General features: G+C 71.3%; 20 protein-coding genes. 15 read left to right on the forward strand and 5 right to left on the reverse strand.

Annotation, left to right across the window (positions count from 1 at the left end; translation table 11 throughout):
- Together DEJ49_RS24305 and nudC are read left to right on the forward strand one after the other, a co-directional pair.
- On the forward strand, window positions 1-1404 hold the full coding sequence (locus tag DEJ49_RS24305; protein ID WP_150186098.1) for a dipeptidase: 1404 nt from the start codon (window positions 1-3) through the stop codon (window positions 1402-1404).
- Window positions 1405-1482: 78 nt separating this feature from the next.
- Complete coding sequence (gene nudC, locus DEJ49_RS24310; protein WP_190329435.1) at window positions 1483-2430, forward strand: NAD(+) diphosphatase; 948 nt, start codon at window positions 1483-1485, stop codon at window positions 2428-2430.
- A 42-nt stretch (window positions 2431-2472) separates the two neighbouring features.
- On the opposite strand, the gene DEJ49_RS24315 is transcribed toward nudC, so the two are convergent.
- Entirely contained in the window at window positions 2473-2712 is a 240-nt protein-coding gene (locus tag DEJ49_RS24315; RefSeq protein ID WP_150172002.1) for a mycoredoxin, read from the reverse strand.
- A 69-nt stretch (window positions 2713-2781) separates the two neighbouring features.
- Here DEJ49_RS24315 and DEJ49_RS24320 point away from each other — a divergent pair, with 69 nt between their 5' ends.
- The 5 genes from DEJ49_RS24320 to DEJ49_RS24340 all read left to right on the forward strand — a co-directional run bounded on the left by DEJ49_RS24320 (window position 2782) and on the right by DEJ49_RS24340 (window position 6775).
- Window positions 2782-5070 carry an ATP-dependent DNA helicase UvrD2 gene (locus DEJ49_RS24320; RefSeq protein ID WP_150188436.1) on the forward strand — a complete coding sequence of 763 codons (2289 nt, stop codon included), beginning with the start codon at window positions 2782-2784 and terminating at the stop codon, window positions 5068-5070.
- Window positions 5071-5233: 163 nt separating this feature from the next.
- Window positions 5234-5575: a hypothetical protein gene (locus tag DEJ49_RS24325; protein WP_150172004.1), complete on the forward strand. Its 342-nt coding sequence runs from the start codon at window positions 5234-5236 to the stop codon at window positions 5573-5575.
- A 170-nt stretch (window positions 5576-5745) separates the two neighbouring features.
- On the forward strand, window positions 5746-6114 hold the full coding sequence (locus tag DEJ49_RS24330; RefSeq protein WP_055565619.1) for a WhiB family transcriptional regulator: 369 nt from the start codon (window positions 5746-5748) through the stop codon (window positions 6112-6114).
- Window positions 6111-6434: a hypothetical protein gene (locus DEJ49_RS24335; protein WP_150186099.1), complete on the forward strand. Its 324-nt coding sequence runs from the start codon at window positions 6111-6113 to the stop codon at window positions 6432-6434. The genes DEJ49_RS24330 and DEJ49_RS24335 overlap by 4 nt, the downstream gene beginning before the upstream one ends.
- A 116-nt stretch (window positions 6435-6550) precedes the next feature.
- The gene (locus DEJ49_RS24340) at window positions 6551-6775 is read left to right on the forward strand and encodes a hypothetical protein (RefSeq protein WP_150186100.1); all 225 of its coding nucleotides are present in this window, start codon (window positions 6551-6553) and stop codon (window positions 6773-6775) included.
- Between the two features lie 27 nt (window positions 6776-6802).
- On the opposite strand, the gene DEJ49_RS24345 is transcribed toward DEJ49_RS24340, so the two are convergent.
- Entirely contained in the window at window positions 6803-8212 is a 1410-nt protein-coding gene (locus DEJ49_RS24345; protein WP_150186101.1) for an ABC1 kinase family protein, read from the reverse strand.
- 41 nt (window positions 8213-8253) lie between these two features.
- The gene (locus DEJ49_RS24350) at window positions 8254-9402 is read right to left on the reverse strand and encodes a TOMM precursor leader peptide-binding protein (protein WP_150186102.1); all 1149 of its coding nucleotides are present in this window, start codon (window positions 9400-9402) and stop codon (window positions 8254-8256) included.
- Between the two features lie 203 nt (window positions 9403-9605).
- On the opposite strand from DEJ49_RS24350, the gene DEJ49_RS24355 reads away from it, so the two are divergent.
- The 4 genes from DEJ49_RS24355 (at window position 9606) to DEJ49_RS24370 (ending at window position 13484) form a co-directional block, all read left to right on the forward strand.
- Window positions 9606-10229 (forward strand): M48 family metallopeptidase, encoded by a 624-nt coding sequence (locus tag DEJ49_RS24355; protein ID WP_150186103.1) that lies wholly within the window; start codon window positions 9606-9608, stop codon window positions 10227-10229.
- 117 nt (window positions 10230-10346) lie between these two features.
- Window positions 10347-12020 carry a TerD family protein gene (locus DEJ49_RS24360; protein ID WP_150186104.1) on the forward strand — a complete coding sequence of 558 codons (1674 nt, stop codon included), beginning with the start codon at window positions 10347-10349 and terminating at the stop codon, window positions 12018-12020.
- An 11-nt stretch (window positions 12021-12031) separates the two neighbouring features.
- Window positions 12032-12712 (forward strand): AIM24 family protein, encoded by a 681-nt coding sequence (locus DEJ49_RS24365; RefSeq protein WP_150172018.1) that lies wholly within the window; start codon window positions 12032-12034, stop codon window positions 12710-12712.
- Between the two features lie 16 nt (window positions 12713-12728).
- Window positions 12729-13484, forward strand: a complete 756-nt coding sequence (locus DEJ49_RS24370) for an AIM24 family protein (protein WP_150186105.1) — start codon at window positions 12729-12731, stop codon at window positions 13482-13484.
- A gap of 96 nt (window positions 13485-13580) precedes the next feature.
- Here DEJ49_RS24370 and DEJ49_RS24375 read toward each other — a convergent pair whose 3' ends face one another.
- Window positions 13581-14105 (reverse strand): NUDIX hydrolase, encoded by a 525-nt coding sequence (locus DEJ49_RS24375; protein WP_150186106.1) that lies wholly within the window; start codon window positions 14103-14105, stop codon window positions 13581-13583.
- Window positions 14102-15571: a zinc-dependent metalloprotease gene (locus tag DEJ49_RS24380; protein WP_150186107.1), complete on the reverse strand. Its 1470-nt coding sequence runs from the start codon at window positions 15569-15571 to the stop codon at window positions 14102-14104. The genes DEJ49_RS24375 and DEJ49_RS24380 overlap by 4 nt, the downstream gene beginning before the upstream one ends.
- Window positions 15572-15762: 191 nt before the next feature.
- Between DEJ49_RS24380 and DEJ49_RS24385 the strand changes: the two genes are divergently transcribed.
- The 4 genes from DEJ49_RS24385 (at window position 15763) to DEJ49_RS24395 (ending at window position 18943) form a co-directional block, all read left to right on the forward strand.
- Window positions 15763-16875: an SDR family oxidoreductase gene (locus DEJ49_RS24385; protein ID WP_150186108.1), complete on the forward strand. Its 1113-nt coding sequence runs from the start codon at window positions 15763-15765 to the stop codon at window positions 16873-16875.
- 117 nt (window positions 16876-16992) lie between these two features.
- The gene (locus DEJ49_RS24390) at window positions 16993-17457 is read left to right on the forward strand and encodes a molybdenum cofactor biosynthesis protein MoaE (protein WP_150186109.1); all 465 of its coding nucleotides are present in this window, start codon (window positions 16993-16995) and stop codon (window positions 17455-17457) included.
- 140 nt (window positions 17458-17597) lie between these two features.
- Complete coding sequence (locus DEJ49_RS36030; protein WP_190329437.1) at window positions 17598-17768, forward strand: hypothetical protein; 171 nt, start codon at window positions 17598-17600, stop codon at window positions 17766-17768.
- 83 nt (window positions 17769-17851) lie between these two features.
- The gene (locus DEJ49_RS24395) at window positions 17852-18943 is read left to right on the forward strand and encodes a PDZ domain-containing protein (RefSeq protein WP_150186110.1); all 1092 of its coding nucleotides are present in this window, start codon (window positions 17852-17854) and stop codon (window positions 18941-18943) included.
- Window positions 18944-18955 lie beyond the last annotated feature (12 nt).

Here is an 18955-nt window from a genome sequence, read left to right on the forward strand (position 1 = left end):
ATGAGCGAGACACCGGACAGCGCCGTCCGCACGTACATCGAGAAGCACCGCGCCGCCTTCCTCGACCACCTCTCCGAGTGGCTGCGCATCCCGTCCGTGTCGGCTCAGCCCGACCACGCCGGGGACGTGCGCCGCAGCGCTGACTGGCTCGCCGCGGCACTCAAGGAGACCGGCTTCCCGGTCACGGAGGTCTGGGAGACCGCCGGAGCACCCGCCGTCTTCGCCGAGTGGCCCTCCGACGACCCGGACGCCCCCACCGTCCTCGTCTACGGGCACCACGACGTGCAGCCCGCCGCCCGCGAGGACGGCTGGGACACCGACCCCTTCGAGCCCGTCGTCCGCGGAAACCGCCTCCACGCGCGTGGCGCGGCCGACGACAAGGGCCAGGTGTTCTTCCATACCCTCGGCGTCCGCGCCCACCTCGCCGCCACCGGCCGCACGGCGCCCGCGGTCCACCTCAAGCTGCTCGTCGAGGGTGAGGAGGAGTCCGGCTCACCGAACTTCCGCGCGCTCATCGAGGCTCATAAGGACCGCATCGCCGCCGACGCGGTGATCGTCTCCGACACCGGCATGTGGTCGGAGGACACCCCGACCGTCTGCACGGGCATGCGGGGCCTCGCCGAGTGCGAGATCGTGCTGCACGGCCCTGACCAGGACATCCACTCGGGCTCCTTCGGCGGCGCCGTGCCGAACCCCGCCACCGAGGTCGCCCGCCTCGTCGCCGCCCTCCACGACGAGCACGGGCGCGTGGCGATCCCCGGGTTCTACGAAGGCATCACGGAACTCACCGACCGCGAGCGCGCCCTCTTCGCCGAGCTGCCCTTCGACGAGGGCCGCTGGCTGCACACGGCCAAGTCGCACGCGACCCACGGCGAGGCCGGACACACCACCCTGGAGCGGATATGGGCCCGCCCCACCGCCGAGGTCAACGGCATCGGCGGCGGCTACCAGGGCGTGGGCAGCAAGACGATCATCCCGTCGTCCGCGCTGGTGAAGCTCTCCTTCCGGCTGGTCGCGGGACAGGACCCGGCCCACGTCGAGCAGACGGTCCGCACCTGGGCCGCCGACCGCATACCCGCCGGAATCCGCCACACGGTCACCTTCGGGGGAGCCACGCGCCCGTGCCTGACCCCGCTCGACCACCCGGCCCTGCAGTCCGTCGTCCGCGCGATGGGCCGTGCCTTCGAGCAGAAAATCCGCTTCACGCGCGAGGGCGGCTCCGGGCCCGCCGCCGACCTCCAGGACGTCCTCGGGGCGCCCGTGCTCTTCCTGGGCATCTCGGTCCCCTCCGACGGCTGGCACGCGCCGAACGAGAAGGTCGAGATCGATCTGCTGCTCAAGGGCGTCGAGACGACCGCGCACCTCTGGGGCGACCTCGCGGAGAACTGGCGCGACGCACGCTGAGATCCACCGGGCCGCCGAGCACGCCCCGCCCCATGCCCTGCTGAACCACCCATTCCATCGGGGGAGTTGGAAGCACCTGTGACCACCTGGACCGACCGCACCGCAGACCGGCCCGTCTCGCTGACCGCGCCGAGCGGCATCGACCGCGCCGCGCACCACCGCATGGACGAGGCGTGGCTCGCCGCCGCCTGGAGCCACCCCACCACCCGGGTCTTCGTGGTCTCCGGCGGTCAGGTGCTCATCGACGAGACGCCCGAGGGGCACACCGAACTGGTGATGACGCCGTCCTTCGAGGCGCCGCTCACCGAGGAGCACCGCTACTTCCTCGGCACGGACGACGACGGCGTCAGCTACTTCGCGCTGCAGAAGGACACCCTGCCGGGCCGCATGGACCAGTCGGCACGCCCCGCGGGACTGCGGGAAGCCGGACTGCTGCTGTCGGCCCGCGACGCGGGCCTGATGGTGCACGCCGTCGCCCTGGAGAACTGGCAGCGCCTGCACCGCTTCTGCTCGCGCTGCGGCGAGCGCACCGTCATCGCGGCGGCCGGCCACATCCGCCGCTGCCAGGCCTGCGGCGCCGAGCACTACCCCCGCACGGACCCCGCCGTGATCATGGCAGTCAGGGACAGCGAGGACCGCATCCTGCTCGGCCGCCAGGTGCACTGGCCCGAGGGCCGCTTCTCGACGCTCGCGGGCTTCGTCGAGCCGGGGGAGTCCATCGAGCAGTCGGTGCGGCGCGAGGTCTTCGAGGAGGCGGGCGTCACGGTCGGCGACGTCGAGTACGTCGCCAGCCAGCCCTGGCCGTTCCCCTCGAGCCTCATGCTGGGCTTCATGGCCGACGCGACCTCCTCGGAGATCAACGTGGACGGCGAGGAGATCCACGAGGCCCGCTGGTTCTCCCGGGAAGACCTGCGGGCCGCATTCGAGTCCGGGGAGGTCCTGCCTCCGTACGGCATCTCGATTGCGGCCCGACTGATCGAGCTCTGGTACGGGAAGCCCCTGCCGAAGCCGGGGACCGTGGGCTGAGAATCTGGCTCCCGGCCCCGCCCGCACCGGGTGCGCCGTGCCTCAGGCCAGCTTCTGCTTGACCTGGGCCAGCGAGGGGTTCGTGAGGGTCGAGCCGTCCGGGAAGAGAACGGTGGGGACCGTCTGGTTTCCGCCGTTCGCCTTCTCGACGAAGGCCGCCGAGTCCGGGTCCTGCTCGATGTTGATCTCGGTGTAGGCGATGCCCTCACGGTCCATCTGACCCTTGAGGCGGCGGCAGTAGCCGCACCACGTGGTGCTGTACATCGTCACAGTGCCCGGCATGTCTCTCGTGCTCCTTAGTTGCTCGGGGTGCGTCATCGCATTGGGTCGAACGTACGCGACCCGGCCACCATTCCCGTATTAGTACGACCGGCTCCGCCTCCCTGTGGACAACGGGCTCACCCGCCTCCTGAGACCTGGCAAGCTGGCTGGGTGACATCAGCAACGCACTCCACCCTCTTCCCGCAGGTCCCGGACTCCCCCGACGCGGTGCTCGACGGGCTCGACCCGGAGCAGCGCGAGGTCGCCACCGCCCTGCACGGGCCGGTGTGCGTCCTGGCCGGTGCCGGCACCGGCAAGACCCGGGCGATCACCCACCGGATCGCCTATGGGGTCCGGGCCGGGATGCTGCAGCCCGCCAGCGTGCTGGCCGTCACCTTCACCAACCGCGCCGCCGGAGAGATGCGCGGCCGCCTCCGTCAGCTCGGCGCCTCCGGCGTCCAGGCCCGCACCTTCCACTCCGCGGCCCTGCGCCAGCTCCAGTTCTTCTGGCCGAAAGCAGTCGGTGGTCCGCTGCCCCGGATCGTCGACCGCAAGATCAAACTCGTCGCCGACGCGGCCGCGGCCTGCCGCATCCGTCTGGACCGGAACGAGCTGCGCGACCTGACCAGCGAGATCGAGTGGTCCAAGGTCACCCAGACCGTCCCCGCCGACTACGCGGCCGCCGCCGCGAAGGCCGGCCGCGACGTCCCCCGCGACCCCGCCGAGATCGCCCAGCTCTACGCGGCGTACGAAGACCTGAAGCGCGACCGCGCCGTCATCGACTTCGAGGACGTGCTGCTGCTCGCCGTCGGCATCCTCCAGGACCGGCACGACATCGCCGAGCAGATCCGCGCCCAGTACCAGCACTTCGTGGTGGACGAATACCAGGACGTGAGCCCCCTGCAGCAGCGCCTCCTGGAGCTCTGGCTCGGCGACCGGGACAGCCTCTGCGTCGTCGGCGACGCCAGCCAGACGATCTACTCGTTCACCGGCGCGACCCCCGACCACCTGCTGAACTTCCGCACCCGCCACCCGGGGGCCACGGTCGTCAAACTGGTCCGGGACTACCGCTCCACCCCCCAGGTCGTCCACCTCGCCAACGGCCTCCTCTCCCAGGCCCGCGGCCGCGCCGCCGACCACCGTCTGGAGCTCGTCTCGCAGAGAGACGCCGGACCCGAACCGGTCTATACGGAGTACGTGGACGAGCCGGCCGAGGCGGAAGGCGCCGCCCGCCGCATCCGCGCCCTCCTCGCCGACGGCGTCCCCGCCAGCGAGATCGCGGTCCTGTTCCGTACGAACTCGCAGTCGGAGATCTACGAACAGGCCCTCGCCGACGCGAACGTCCCCTACCAGCTGCGGGGCGCCGAGCGGTTCTTCGAGCGCACGGAGGTGCGCGAGGCGGGGGCGGCCCTGCGCGGCGCCGCCCGCTTCGGGGGCAACGACGCGCTCCTCGACGACGTGGTCGACCTCCCCTCCCAGGTGCGGGCCGTGCTCTCCACCAAGGGGTGGACGACCGAGCCCCCCGCGGGGTCGGGAGCGGTGCGCGACCGCTGGGAGTCCCTGGCGGCGCTGGTGCGGCTCGCCGAGGACTTCGCGCGGGCCCGGCCGGAGGCGACCCTCGCCGACCTCGTGGCGGAGCTCGACGAGCGGGCGAACGCCCAGCACGCGCCGACCGTCGAGGGCGTCACGCTGGCCTCGCTGCACGCGGCCAAGGGCCTGGAGTGGGACGCCGTGTTCCTGGTGGGCCTCGCCGAGGGCATGATGCCGATCACCTACGCCAAGACGGACGAGCAGATCGAGGAGGAGCGCCGTCTCCTCTACGTGGGAGTGACCCGCGCCCGCGCCCACCTCTCCCTCTCGTGGGCCCTCTCCCGCTCTCCGGGCGGCCGTCCCACCCGACGCCCCACCCGCTTCCTCGACGGACTGCGGCCGGGCTCCGGAGCGGGCGCGGCGGCACGGGCCGCGAGCGGCGGCCCCGGCGGCATCGAGCGGGGCAGCGGCGGGGCCGCGGGCCCGACGGAGGGCCGACGGCAGCGCAAGAGCCGTACGCCCGCCCGCTGCCGGGTCTGCGGACGGACGCTGACCGAGGCGGGCGAGATGAAGCTCATGCGGTGCGAGGACTGCCCGTCCGACATGGACGAAGGGCTCTACGAACGGTTGCGGGAGTGGCGATCCGGCCAGGCGAGGCAGCTGGGACAACCCGCGTACTGCGTCTTCACGGACAAAACCTTGATCGCCATCGCGGAGGCGGTGCCCGAGGACGAGGGCGAGCTGGCACGCATCCCCGGCGTCGGCGTCCGCAAGTTCCACCGTTTCGGCGCCGAGGTGCTCGCCATCTGTGCAGGTCAGGACCGTGTAAGGGGCGCCGACGGCGAGTGATTCAAACTCGTCGAAAAAATAGTTTGCGCATGCGCAAGGAAGACCCATAGGTTCTTAACACGGAAACGGCGGCTTCTCCGAAGCCGAGGTTCCGTGCTGTACTTGATAGTCCGCAGGATCGGTTCCGGCCGATCCCCTAGACGCCGAGAGGAGGCGAATTCCAGTGATCAGCATCAACGAGAGCTTCATCAGCACCGCGAAAATGACCGATCGCTCGGTCGTCGCTTCCTGCCTGCTCGGCTTCTCGAACCAGGGCACCGGTCTGTCCGGCGGCATCCCCGCCGTCCGTCCGATGTCTCCCTCCCTGCCTCTCGCCGGTCTTCCCGTCCGCGAGGCCAATGAGGGCAATGAGCGACCGACCAAGGCACCGGAAGCAGCAGTAGCGGAGGCGCAGGCCCAGGCCTATGCCTTTGCGGCAGCCGGTGCCGGATTCCGGAAGCAGACGACGCAGCACCACACGATGTGGGCCTTCCGTGGGCTCGAACCCTGGAGTGATCCAGTCTGATCGACGATCAGACCGGCGCCTTCAGGGCCGCGGAACCCCACCCGGGATCCGCGGCCCTTCTGTTTTCCCCAGAACAGGGAGAACAGAGCGAAGGGGCCGACAGCAAGACCCGGTACCAGCCGCCAACCGGCCGACCCAGGCCGGCACGACCAGACGAGGAAAACACCACCGTGCAACTCGAAGCGCACGCCCCGTCCGTACCGCCTTCACAGACGCTCCCCCCGCCCGCACCCACGGAGGACCCGACCTTGACTCCCCTCACCGCGCTCACCGCGCTCGACGACGCCATCGAGAACCTCGGTGTACCCGTCCCCTGCCGTGCCTACGACCCGGAGGTCTTCTTCGCGGAGTCGCCGGCCGACGTCGAGTACGCCAAGTCCCTCTGCCGTACCTGCCCGCTGATGGAGGCCTGTCTCGCGGGTGCCAAGGAGCGGCGTGAGCCGTGGGGCGTCTGGGGCGGCGAGCTGTTCGTCCAGGGCGTCGTCGTTGCCCGCAAGCGGCCCCGTGGTCGCCCGCGCAAGAACCCGGTCGTCGCATGAACACCGCCGGAACCATCGACCGTCCCCTCACGCACGACCCCAAGAAGCAGGCCCCGATGAAGGCAGCCACCAGCGAGTCGGCAGGCACCGCCACCCCAGACTTCACCACCACCGGCGCGTACGTTCCGTGCCAGAACAGGATCCGAGAGATGCAACTCAGCCCCGAAGCCATGGCTCGTGCGCATATGCACGAACGCCTGCGCGAAGCCGAGGCTCAACGCCCGGCCGAGCGCCTGATGGCGGCCCGCCGCATGCAGCGCCGCGCGGAGCGCGCCTCGCTGCGTGCCCGGCGCGCGCTCGCCATAGCGGTCATGCAGTAACAGCCGCACAGGCGCTCGGCACGACGACATACAACCGCGGGGGACGGTCCGAACGGACCGTCCCCCGCAGTGCGTTGTGCTCACCGATCTTTCCCCCGCGGCGATATGGTCGCCCGGTGGCAGAGCAGGAACAGCAGGACCAGCAGGAACAGCAGAGCCCCGAATCCCCGGAGCCTGAGCCGGAGCAGCTCGTGTGCTCACGCTGCGGCACGGTCGCCGAGGGCACGCCGCCGACCTGGACCTGCTCCGTCGAGAACGGCGCCCGCCACTACTTCTGCGACGCCTGCGCCCGCGCCAACATCAGAGCCATCGAAGGGCGCCTCGACTCCGACTGGTGGTGAGCCGCCCGTGCGCCGACCGCCCCGCCGTCAGGCCTCCACCGCCGCGCTGCCGTCCTCGACCGCGTCGATCGCCTCGGCGGCTTCGGTCTCCTCGGTCTCGTCTGCCTCCTCCGGCTCCTCCACGAAGCCGGGCAACCACTCCTCCAGCTCGTCCCGCATCCGCACCGTCGCACCCAGCTGGCACAGCACCCCGATCGTGCTGACCGTCACGCGGTGTATCAGCAGATAGGCGGGCGGCAGGTTCAGATACCGGCCCAACTGGTAGGCGGGCGAGCGGACATCGGCCAGCCGGGCCGCGTGCTTGCGCATCCACGCCCGGGTGAACGTGTACTCCTCGACCGCCATGGGCTCGATGATCGGCAGCAGATAGTCGAGCACCGCCTGCGGTTCCAGATCGACGGACTCCTTGACGAAGCCCTCCGCGCACAGCATGTCGTAGACCGCGTCGGCCTCGCCCTCCAGCGTCATCCGCAGGGACGTCCCGATCGTCGGGGGCAGTCCGTCGGGCAGCCGGTCGACCGTGCCGAAGTCCAGGACCCCCAGGCGATACCCCGCCTTCTCGTCGAACAGCAGCCGGAAGTTGCCGGGGTGCGGGTCGGCGTGCAGCAGACCCGTGCGCGCGGGACCGGAGAAGAGGAAGCGGGCCAGGAGCTGACCCGCCCGGTCGCGCTGTTCCTCCGTGCCCTCCGCGATCACCTCGGAGAGAGGTGTCCCCTCCATCCACTCGGTCACCAGGACCTGATCGCTCTGGTGCACCACCTGCGGCACCACCACGTCGGGGTCGTCCGCGAACTCGTCGGCGTGCGCCTGCTGGGCCTGGGCCTCCAAGCCGTAGTCCAGCTCCTCCGACACACGGTCCCGCAGCTCGGCGATGAGCGGCTTGATGTCCATCCCCGGGATCAGCGGTCCCAGCAGACGGGCGAACCGGCTGAGCTGATTGAGATCGGACAGCAGTGCCTCGCCAGCTCCCGGGTACTGCACCTTGACCGCGACCTCGCGGCCGTCCGTCCACACGGCTCGGTGCACCTGCCCGATCGACGCGGCGGCGGCGGGCTTGTCCTCGAACTCCAGGAACAGCTCGCGCCAGTCCTCGCCCAGCCGCTCCTGCAGCACGGAGTGCACGGTCCGGGTGGGCATCGGTGGCGCCGCTTCCTGCAGCTTCGTCAGCGCCGCACGGTACGGTCCCGCGATCTCCTCGGGCAGCGCGGACTCGAAGACGGACAGTGCCTGCCCGAACTTCATGGCGCCGCCCTTCAGCTCGCCGAGGACCTTGAACAGCTGCTCGGCCGTGCGCTGCTGCAGCTCGCGCCCGACGATCTCCGCCGACTTGCCCCCGATCCGCTTGCCCAGACCCCAGGTCGCGCGCCCCGCGAAGCCGAGTGGCAGCGCGGCCAGTTTGGCGGTTCGGGTGACCGCCTTCCGGGGAAGATCAGACATGCGCCCCTCCAAGTCCCAGACAGCCGCGCCTTGTCAGGCGGTTACCCGGCCATTGTTGCGTGCGGCTTCTCGGCAGCGGTGAGCCGATCCCCCTTAACGGACACGCCCGCCCCACAAGAGCATGATGGATGCGGCCAAATCGGGCTCGAGTGCCACTCGAATCCGGGCACGGAGGCCGTGTGGCGGACGCCCGCGCAGGCCGAGGGACCGCCGTCCAGGAAGGTCAGGGCATGCCCCGCCGCGAGACCTGCGACCGAGGTCGACAGCGCCAGGTCGCACGCGGGCACGTGACGCGACTGACCCGAGCGCCACTGCGCCAGCATCCGCGGCCAGGTGGGATCACGGTCCGCGCGCTGCCGGAACAGACACTCCGCGCACGCGGTCGTCCCCGGCAGGACCAAGGGGCCGACCACCCCCGTCCCCTCGATCACGCCCGCGTAGAGATGAGGCGTGCCCGAGGCGAGCAGTTCCTCGGCCGCCACCGGGGACGGCGCATAGGCATCCAGGCCGTCCCGCGGGGCGATGATCACGAGGGACAGGTCCGCTCCGTCCCCCTCCGCCTCCGCGGACGATCGCCGGGACTGCCGGGGAAGCCGACCCGGGGCGGCCTGACGCACCACGCGGCGCGCGGCCGTGTCCCTGCGCTCACCGACGGACTCGGCGGGCAGCCCGCCCGGCGCGACATCCCACGGTCGCACCTGTCCGCCGTCCCGCACTTCGACACGTCCGACCCCCGCGCCCGCCAGCAACGAGGCCACCACGGCGCCCACGCGGCCTGCGCCCTGGACCCGCACCCGCACGGCCCGGCGCGCCGCCACCTTCGCAATCGCATCGCCCGGCCCCGGCGACAGGAGCGACAGCGAGGCCACGTCGCCCCGCAGCCGATCCAAGGTCTCCCCGTGCCCGCGCAGCGCGTCGGCCGCCGGGCCGCCCCCGGTGGAGTCGTCGAGCAGACCGGCCCGCGACAGCTCTCCCAGCAGCCGGTCCACGTGCCCGTCCGGCAGTCCCATCCGTCGGCCCTCCTCCCGCAGCAGAGGCACCCCACGGGTGCCGTCCAGCAAGGTCAGAAAGCTGCCCGTCGCCGTGTCCATCGGCCCGAGCACCAAGGCGTGCGCGGGCGCCACCCCGAACTGCACGGTGCTCAGGTCCCGCCAGCCGCGCCGCAGCGCGGGCTTCACGATCGGATGCATGGTCGTCCCCCGTCGGCCGGTCGGCGCGGACTCGTCCGCCGCGCTCGATCGAATGCCAGAATGCCCGCCTCACCGAACCCCCGCGTCGCGTTGTCCACAGGCGGTGGGTATTCGTCGTACTAATCAAACGGACGGGGAGCGGAACAGCGCCGAACCGTCCCGGAGGCGGGACTTCCCCCATGCCCACCGGGTAACGTCGGGGCGTGCCCGCCGACCCGTCCCCTCGCGTCGCTGGGGAGACCTCAGCGCGTCGCGCCGGAGCTCCGCAGCGCAGCACGACCAGCCCGTCGCCGTCCGGCGCGGGGGCCAGCGCGGTCGAGGTCAGACGGAGCGCGCGTCGCCGCAGAACGGTCTCCGCGTACCGGGAGGGGGACCGCACCGTCGTCCTCATCCCCGCCCGCATGTCCGAGGCGGAGGAGCAGCGCTGGGTCAACGTGATGCTGGACAAGCTCGCCGCCCAGGAGAGCAAGCGGCTCCTCGGCGACGCGGAGCTCGCCGAGCGCGCGGGACAGCTCTCCGACCAGTACTTCGCGGGCCGAGCCAGGCCCGAGTCGGTCCGCTGGGTCACGAACCAGAACACCCGGTGGGGTTCCTGCACCCCGGCCGAGGGCAGCATCCGCCTTTCGCACCGGCTGCAGGGCATGCCCGAGTACGTCGTGGACTACGTCCTCGTCCACGAGCTCGCCCACCTCCTCGTCCCGGGCCACGGCCCCCGCTTCTGGCGTCTCCTGGAGGCCTATCCCCGCACGGAGCGCGCCAGGGGATACCTCGAAGGGGTGGTCGCGGCCGGGCGTCTGCCTCATCTGCCCGCAGCCCGCGAGGAGTGAAAGTCCGCCGGATCCCGCGGTTGTGTAGCGGGTCTGTACCGGCTTGGCCCGCCGTCGGACTTTGCGGTTAGCCTGACGCGACGTATTCACATTCGGGATGGGGGACGGTCGTTACGTATGGCCAGGGAATTCCAACGCGGCCACAAGGCCAAGGTCAGTGACCTCACCGCCGGAACGGATCTGTACGTCGGCGTACAGATCTCGGCGCCGGGACTGACGTTCGACATCAGTTGCTTCGGCCTGGACGCGAGCGAGCGGCTCTCGGACGACCGTTACTTCATCTTCTTCAACCAGCCGAAGTCGCCCGAGGAGTCGATCCAGCTCCTGGGTGCCCAGGCCGGCGACTCCGAGTCCTTCCGGGTCACCCTCGACCGCATTCCGCAGCAGATCCAGCGCCTCTCGTTCACGGCGACGATCGACGGCGCCGGGCAGATGTCGCAGGTCGCCTCCGGGTACATCCGCATCGTCGCGGGCGGCGAGGAAGTGGTGCGCTACGCCTTCACCGGCGCGGAGTTCTCCACCGAGCGCGCCGTCATGCTGGGCGACTTCTACTTGAAGGACGTCTGGCGCTTCGCCGCCATCGGGCAGGGCTTCGACGGCGGTCTCGACGCGCTCCTGCGGAACTTCGGCGGCGAGGTCGCCGAGGAGGAGCCCGCCGCCCCGCAGCAGCAGGCCGCCGCGCCCTCCTTCGCGCCGCCCGCCCAGGCCGCGGCGCCGCCCGCGTTCGCCGCCCCGGCCGCCGCCGCGCCCCCGCAGGCGCCCGCCCCGGCCCCCGCACCCGCCCCGGCCCCCGCGCAGCACTTCGCACCGCCGCAGGGCGCCACGCCGCCCCCGGCGCCCGCCCCCATGGACCCGTCGGTGCACGCGGCGCAGACCGTCGTGGCACCGCTGAACCAGCCGCCGGGAGGGGCCGTGCCGCCCCCGCCGGCCCCCTCGCCGTACGGCCAGCCGGGGCAGCCCCCGCAGCAGCCGCAGTTCGGCCAGGTCCCCGGCCAGCAGCAGACTCCGCCGCCGCCCCCGGGGTACGGCCAGCAGCCCACCGCCCCGCCGCCGCCCGGCTACGGCCAGCAGCCCCCGGTCGGTCAGTTCCCCGGCCAGCCCCCCGCCCCGCAGGGCGCGGCACCTCAGGGCGCCGGTGTGTCCGCGGCTCTCCAGAAGTACCGCGAGGCCCCCACCGGCCAGCGCTGGACGCAGCAGAACGAGAAGCTGATCCGCGTCGATCTCGGCGTCGCCGACCAGCCGATCCTGGCCCGCCAGGGCAGCATGGTGCTCTACCAGGGCAAGGTCGAGTTCAGCTACAAGGGCGCGGGCTTCGCCGGCCGCATCGTGGGCAACGCCACCGGTCAGGAGATGCAGCTGATGCGCTGCTCGGGCCGCGGTCAGGTCTTCCTCGCCGAGGAGGCCACCCACCTGCACCCCATCGAACTCCAGGGTGACGCGATCTGCGTCTCCGCGGAGAACGTCCTCGCCTTCGACGAGACCCTCCAGCACGAGGTGCGCAGGATCGAGGGCCACGGGATTCCCGGCGGCGCACTGTTCGTCATGCAGTTCCAGGGCACCGGCACGGTCGTCGTGAAGACCCACGGCGTACCCGTCGTGCTGCCCGTCACGCCGACGACGTTCGCGGACTGCCACGCCGTCGTCGCCTGGTCGGCCGCCGCCCAGGCGATCGTCTCCAGCCAGGTCAGGCTGCGCAGCAACGCCTACGCGGGCTCCACGGGGGAGAGCGTGAACCTCCAGTTCCGTGGCGCGCCCGGCAATTTCATCGTCGTCCAGCCGTACGAGGTCTGAGGGAGCCCGTCATGAATCAGCAACTCGCGGGCTTCGCTCCCGCACCCGTCGCCGCCCGCATGGAGAACCACGGGCACCACATGGTCAAGGTGGCCATGCAGACCGGCAACGACCTCTTCGCGCGCGTGGGCTCGATGGTCGCCTACGAAGGGTTCGTGCAGTACGAGCCGAATCCGCCCGCCGTCCGTCAGGTCGCGCGCGAGTGGATGACCGGCGAGGGCGCGCCCCTGATGAAGTGCTCCGGAGACGGCCTGCTCTACCTCGCCGACTACGGAGCGGATGTCGTCCTCATCAACCTGGCGGGTGACTCCCTCTCGGTGAACGGCACCAACCTGCTCGCCTTCGACGCGTCCCTCCAGTGGGGCGTCGAGCGGGTCAAGGGCATGGCCAAGTTCGCCGGACAGGGCCTGTGGAACATCAAGATCTCCGGCCAGGGCTGGGTCGCGCTGACCTCCCGCGGCACGCCGATCGTCGTCGACTGCGGCCGCGGCGAGGACGAGACGTACGTCGACCCGGACGCCCTGATCGCCTGGTCCCCGAACCTCAAGGTGAAGGGCAAGCGCAGCTTCAAGGCCGGCTCCCTCATCGGGCGCGGCAGCGGCGAGGCCTACCAGATGGGCTTCTCCGGAGAGGGCATCGTCGTCGTACAGCCCAGCGAGGACAGCACCGACCGCCTCCGAGCACGGGGCTGAGGGGGAGCAACACACCATGCAGAGCCCACTTTTCGCGCACGCCGAACAGCAGACCCAGGAGCGCTACTCCGTCCAGAACCCGCAGCTGCTGCGGGTCGCCCTGGAGGGGCACGACGACGTCCTGGCCCGCAAGGGCGCGATGGTCGCCTACCAGGGGATGATCGAGTTCGACGCGGAGTACCAGAGCCAGGGCAACCAGCGGGCCCGCGCGCACACCGGCGAGGGCCTCGACCTGATGCGCTGCCACGGCCAGGGCACGGTCTACTTCGCCAACCTCGCCCAGTACATCCACGTAGTGGATGTCGACCAGGACGGGCTGACCGTGGACAGCAGCTACGTCCTCGCGATGGACTCGTCGCTGACCCACCAGGTCATCGCCGTCGACAGCCAGTACGGCATCTCCGGCTCCGGCAAGTACCAGCTCAACATCACCGGCCGCGGCAAGGTCGCCCTGATGACGTCGGGCCAGCCGCTGATGCTCCAGGTCACGCCGGAGCGGTACGTCAACGCGGACGCCGACGCGATCGTCGCGTGGTCCAACGGCCTCCGCGTCCAGATGCAGGCCCAGACCCATTCCTCGGGCGTCTGGCGGCGCCGCGGCAACACGGGTGAGGGCTGGGAGCTCAGCTTCATGGGCCAGGGCTACGCGCTCGTCCAGCCGAGCGAGCTGCTGCCGCCCCAGAACGCGGTCATCGGGCGGGGCGCCCAGGCGCAGTTCGGGATGGGCCAGCAAGGGGCCCGGGGGCAGAACCAAGGCAACGTCTGGAGCTAGGCCCTGTCCGGGCAGGAGTGACCGAGGGCGCGGGGTTTTCTGCGGGCCGTATGTGGCTGGTCGCGCAGTTCCCCGCGCCCCTTACGGGGCGCCCCGCTACAGGCGTGTCCTCGTCGCCTCGACCAGGCGTACCACCGACTCGTCGGCGACGTCCGCCACCTCGTCGTACGCGAACCAGCGCAGGTCCAGTGACTCGTCGCTGATCGCCTCGACCGCGTCGGGCGGGGCCAGCGCGGCGTACTGCACGTCCAGGTGCTGCGTGCACGGCCCCGGGATCGGGTGCCGGTCCAGGCGGACGGGGCCGCCCGCGAGCAGCGTCAGGCCGGGCACGCCGGACTCCTCCGCGGCCTCGCGCAGCGCCGCCGCGGCGAGCGTCGGATCGCCCGGCTCGCAGTGGCCGCCCATCTGAAGCCACATCCGCAGCTTCTTGTGCAGGGTCAGCAGGACGCGCCCGCGGGACGGGTCGACCACCAGGGCGCTCGCCGTCACATGGCCGTCCGTGCAGGACTTCCACATGCCCGCGTCGCCGTGCGCGGCCAGGTGGTCCAGATAGGCCTGGCGCAGCTCGGGCTGGTCCTCGTACGCCTTGAGCACGAGGACCGTGTCGTCGTACAGACTCACTTGTCCCCGTCGTCCTTGCCGTCGCCCTCGGTGTCGTCCCCGGAGTCCTTCTTCAGGTCCGGCTTCGAAGCGCCGCCGCCCGCCGCCTCGCCGAGCATCTTGTCCAGCTCGGAGAAGTCCAGCTGCTCGTGGTGCACGAAACCGTCCGGGTCGTCCAAGTCGGAGGCGGTCGGCAGCATGTCCGGGTGCTCCCACAGGCCGTCGCGGCCGTCGACACCGCGCGCGTCCGTGAGCGAGGCCCACAGGCGCGAGGCGTCCCGCAGGCGGCGCGGGCGCAGCTCGAGGCCGATCAGCGTCGCAAAGGTCTGCTCCGCGGGGCCGCCCGTCGCACGGCGGCGGCGCAGCGTCTCCCGAAGGGCGTCGGCGGACGCCAGACGCGGCTTCGCGGCGGCGTGGACCACCGCGTCCACCCATCCCTCCACGAGCGCCAGAGCGGTCTCCAGGCGGGCCAGAGCGGCCTTCTGGGCCGGCGTGTCCTCCGGCTGGAACATGCCCTGCTGGAGCGCCTCCTGCAGCTGCTCGGGGTTCTGCGGGTCGAGCTGGCCGACGACGTCCTCCAGCTTGGCCGTGTCGACCTTGATCCCGCGCGCGTACCCCTCGACCGCGCCGAACAGGTGCGAGCGGAGCCACGGGACGTGGGCGAAGAGCCGCTGGTGGGCGGCCTCGCGCAGCGCCAGGTACAGCCTGACCTCGTTCTTGTCGATACCGAGGTCCTTGCCGAAGGTCTCGATGTTGACCGGCAGCAGCGCCGCCTTGCCCGAGGGGCCGAGCGGCAGGCCGATGTCGGTGGAGCCGACGACCTCGCCCGCGAGGACGCCCACGGCCTGGCCGATCTGCTGGCCGAACATGGCGCCGCCCATGGAGCGCATCATGCCGATCAGCGGGCCCGCCATGGCCTGCATCTCCTCGGGCAGCACATCGCCCATGGCCAGGCCGACGCGCTCGGCGACCGGGTCGACGAGCTCCTTCCAGACCGGCAGGGTCGCCTCGACCCACTCGGCCCTGCTCCAGGCCACGGCCGTGCCGGACCCGGACGGCAGTGACGTCGCGTCGTCCAGCCACAGGTCGGCCAGGCGCACGGCCTCCTCGACGGCGGAGCGCTCGGCCGGGCCGACGCTGGCGTCCTTGACGCCGTCCGCCGTGCCCTGGGACACGGTCTGGCGGGCGATGTCCTTGGCCATGTCCCAGTTCACCGGGCCGCCCTCGTACGAGAGCATCTGGCCGAGCTGCTGGAACGCGGCACCCAGATCGTTCGGGTTCATCGAACCGAACATCGCGGCGAACGGGTTGTCACCGCCTCCGGGGCCGCCGGCTCCGGGGAAGCCCCCGAAACCGAACGGGTTTGCGGGTCCACCTGCGCCCTGGCCCCCGCGCTGTCCCTCTCCAGGGGATTCCTTCTTCTTGCCCTCGTCGCCGTCTTCCGGCTCCTCCGGCGGAAGGCCGAATCCGAATGGGGTGTCACTCACGGGATTCCTCGGCTCGTCAGGCCGCCGGTTTCGTTCCGGCGGCGGCTGCCCTACAACACCACCCAGCGTAGACACCGTGACGGGATCGGGCCTCGGTGCTTCGCCGACTCATGGCCTGCGGCAGGATGGATGCCACCTGGTACGTACGCGTCATTCGCGTACGTACTGAAGACAACCGCTGGAGACGCCCGGTGAGTTCCCCAGATCCACAGGTTCGCGCAGCGCGAAACCCGTCAACCCCGGCGCCCGTCCGGGGGCCCGTAGTCGCCGTCACCGGCGCCGCCTCCGGTGTGGGAGCGCTGCTGACCGAGCGCCTCGCCACGTCGGAGGCGATCAAGCAGGTCATCGCGATCGACGAGCGCAGGGGCGACTGCACGCAGGCCCAGTGGCACATCCTGGACGTGCGCGATCCGGCCATCGCGGAGAAGCTGCGCGGCTCGGACGTCGTCGTGCACCTGGCGCTCGATCTCGACCTGGAGACCGACGCCGCGGCCCGCACCGCGTACAACGTGCGGGGCACCCAGACCGTCCTGACCGCCGCGGCCGCCGCGGGCGTCCACCGTGTCGTCCTGTGCACCTCGGCGATGGTCTATGGAGCGCTGCCCGACAACGAACTGCCCCTCTCCGAAGACGCCGAACTGCGGGCCACCGCCGAGGCCACCGGTGTCGGCGACCTCCTGGAGGTCGAGCGGCTCGCCCGCCGGGCGCCCCGCGCGCACCCCGGCCTCAACGTCACCGTCGTACGTCCCGCGACGCTGGTCGGCGGCACGGACACGGCCCTCACGCGCTACTTCGAGTCGCCCCGCCTCCTGGTCGTCGCCGGTTCGCGGCCGGCCTGGCAGTTCTGCCACGTCGAGGACCTGTGCAGCGCTCTGGAGTACGCCGTCCTGGAGAAGGTCGACGGCGAGCTCGCCGTCGGCTGCGAGGGCTGGCTGGAGCAGGAGGAGGTCGAGGAGCTCAGCGGGATCCGGCGCATGGAGCTGCCCTCGGCGGTCGCGCTCGGCGCCGCCGCCCGGCTGCACCGCATCGGCCTCACCCCGTCCCCGGCCGGTGACCTCGCGTACACGATGTACCCCTGGGTGGTCAGCGTCAGCAGGCTGCACGACGCCGGGTGGCGCCCCCAGTGGACCAACGAGGAAGTCCTCACGGAACTTCTCGACGAGGTCTCCGGGCGGCGCACCGTGGCCGGCCGGCGGCTCGGTCGCAAGGACGCCACGGCCGCGGGTGCGGCGGGCGCGACGGTCGCCCTGCTGGGCGCGGCGGCGGTCGTGCGCAGGGCACGGAAGGCCCGCAGGAGGATCTGAGAGGCGATCGCGGGGGGCGGGCCTGCGGCCCCCTGTAGGGAGCTCCAAGGCGGGACACGCGCGTGCCGGGCGAAAGGTCTATTCCGTGATGCGCGTGCCGTGCGGCACCATGGCCGCATGGCACGCACCACGATGGACCACCCCGGCGAGCAGGGCGCGCAGGACCCGATCCGCCTCCTCGCGATCCGCGACACCCCGCTCTCCCTGGACGAGGTCTTCCGGGCCGTCGGCGACGACGCGGCGGGCGGCACGGCGCTCTTCGTGGGGACCGTGCGCAACCACGACGGCGGCGCCGACGTCGACGAGCTGGGGTACTCGACCCACCCCACCGCCGAGGCCGAGATGCGCCGGGTGGCCGAGAAGGTCGTCGCCGAGTACCCCGTGCGCGCCCTGGCCGCCGTGCACCGCGTCGGGGACCTCGCCGTCGGGGACCTCGCGGTGGTCGTCGCCGTCTCCTGCCCGCACCGCGCGGAGGCCTTCGACGCCTGCCGCAAGCTGATCGACGACCTCAAGCACGAGGTGCCGATCTGGAAGCACCAGCGCTTCTCCGACGGCAAGGAGGAGTGGGTCGGGGCCTGTTGAGGCGAGGCCCGCGCCCTGGGGCGCGATGGGCCCGTGCGGCTCCGGTTGCGTAACCCGACCCCTGCCGTGAGCGTTGACCATGCGGATGGTTAATCTGCTGATCAGTCAGTTGAGATGGCTCATGGGGTCGGGAGGTCGACATGGCATCACTCGCGTGGTTGCTGATTCCGCTCCTGGCAGCCGTCGGTGCGGGTCTGTGGGCGAGCTGGGCGGCGCGCAACCGCAAGTCCGGCCGGACGGGCGACGTCACCGAACTCAACGGCTACGCCGCGTTCCGTGAGGCGATGGAGAAGTCCCACACAGGGACGTGACCGTGTCCCGCACAGGGATGTGACCTCCCCGTACGGCCCGGCCCCGGGAGTGCTCTCACAGGCAGGTCCCGTACTGTCGTTCCATGCCACGCCGCACCGCGACGATGCTCGCCTCCACCTTGATGCTGATCGCGCTGCTCTGCGCCGGAGTGCTCATCAAAGTGCCGTATTCGGAGATGTCCCCCGGCCCCACGGTGAACACCCTCGGCGACCACGACGGCGAGCCGGTGCTGCAGATCTCCGGACGCAAGACCTACCCGACGACCGGTCACCTCAACATGACGACGGTCAGGGTCACCAGCGCCGACTACAACATGAACCTCGCGGAGGCCGTCTACGGCTGGCTGGCGCACGACAACATCGTGGTGCCGCACGACACGCTGTACCCGAACGGCAAGACCGAACAGCAGTCCTCCCAGGAGAACGCCGAGGAATTCAGCGAGTCCCAGGAGAGCGCCAAGGTCGCGGCCCTGCGGCAGCTGAAGATCCCGGTGAAGTCCCAGGTCATCGTCTCCACCGTCTTCAAGGGCGACCCGGCGGAGGGCAAGCTGCACGCCGGCGACGTCATCAAGAAGGTGGACGGCAAGCCCGTCAAGGAGATGACGGACGTCGCGAAACTCGTCACGGAGCACAAGCCCGGCGAGCCCGTCACGTTCACCGTCGTGCCGGTCAAGGTCGCGGCAGCCGCCGAGAAGGCCGGCAAGGAGCCGACCCAGACCGAGGAGATCAAGATCACGACGAAGGCCGCGGAGGGCGACCCCGACCACGCCGTCGTCGGCATCAAGGCGGGCACCGACCACACGTACCCGTTCACGATCGACATCAAGCTGGCCGACGTGGGCGGCCCCAGCGCCGGCCTGATGTTCGCCCTCGGCATCGTCGACAAGCTCACCCCCGAGGACCTCACCGGCGGCAACTTCGTGGCCGGCACCGGCACCATCGAGGTCGACGGCAAGGTCGGCCCCATCGGAGGCATCGAGATGAAGACCGTCGGCGCGCGCGAGAAGGGCGCCGAGTACTTCCTCACGCCCAAGGGCAACTGCGCGGCCGCGGCGAGCGACGTCCCCGACGGCCTGAAGCTCGTCAAGGTGGACACCATCGCCGACGCCGTGAAGTCCCTGGAGAAGATCCGCAAGGGCGACACGGCCGACCTGCCGAAGTGCACCACGAGCTGAGGCGCACCCCGG

It is taken from the genome of Streptomyces venezuelae (assembly GCF_008642335.1).
Taxonomy (GTDB): domain Bacteria; phylum Actinomycetota; class Actinomycetes; order Streptomycetales; family Streptomycetaceae; genus Streptomyces; species Streptomyces venezuelae_F.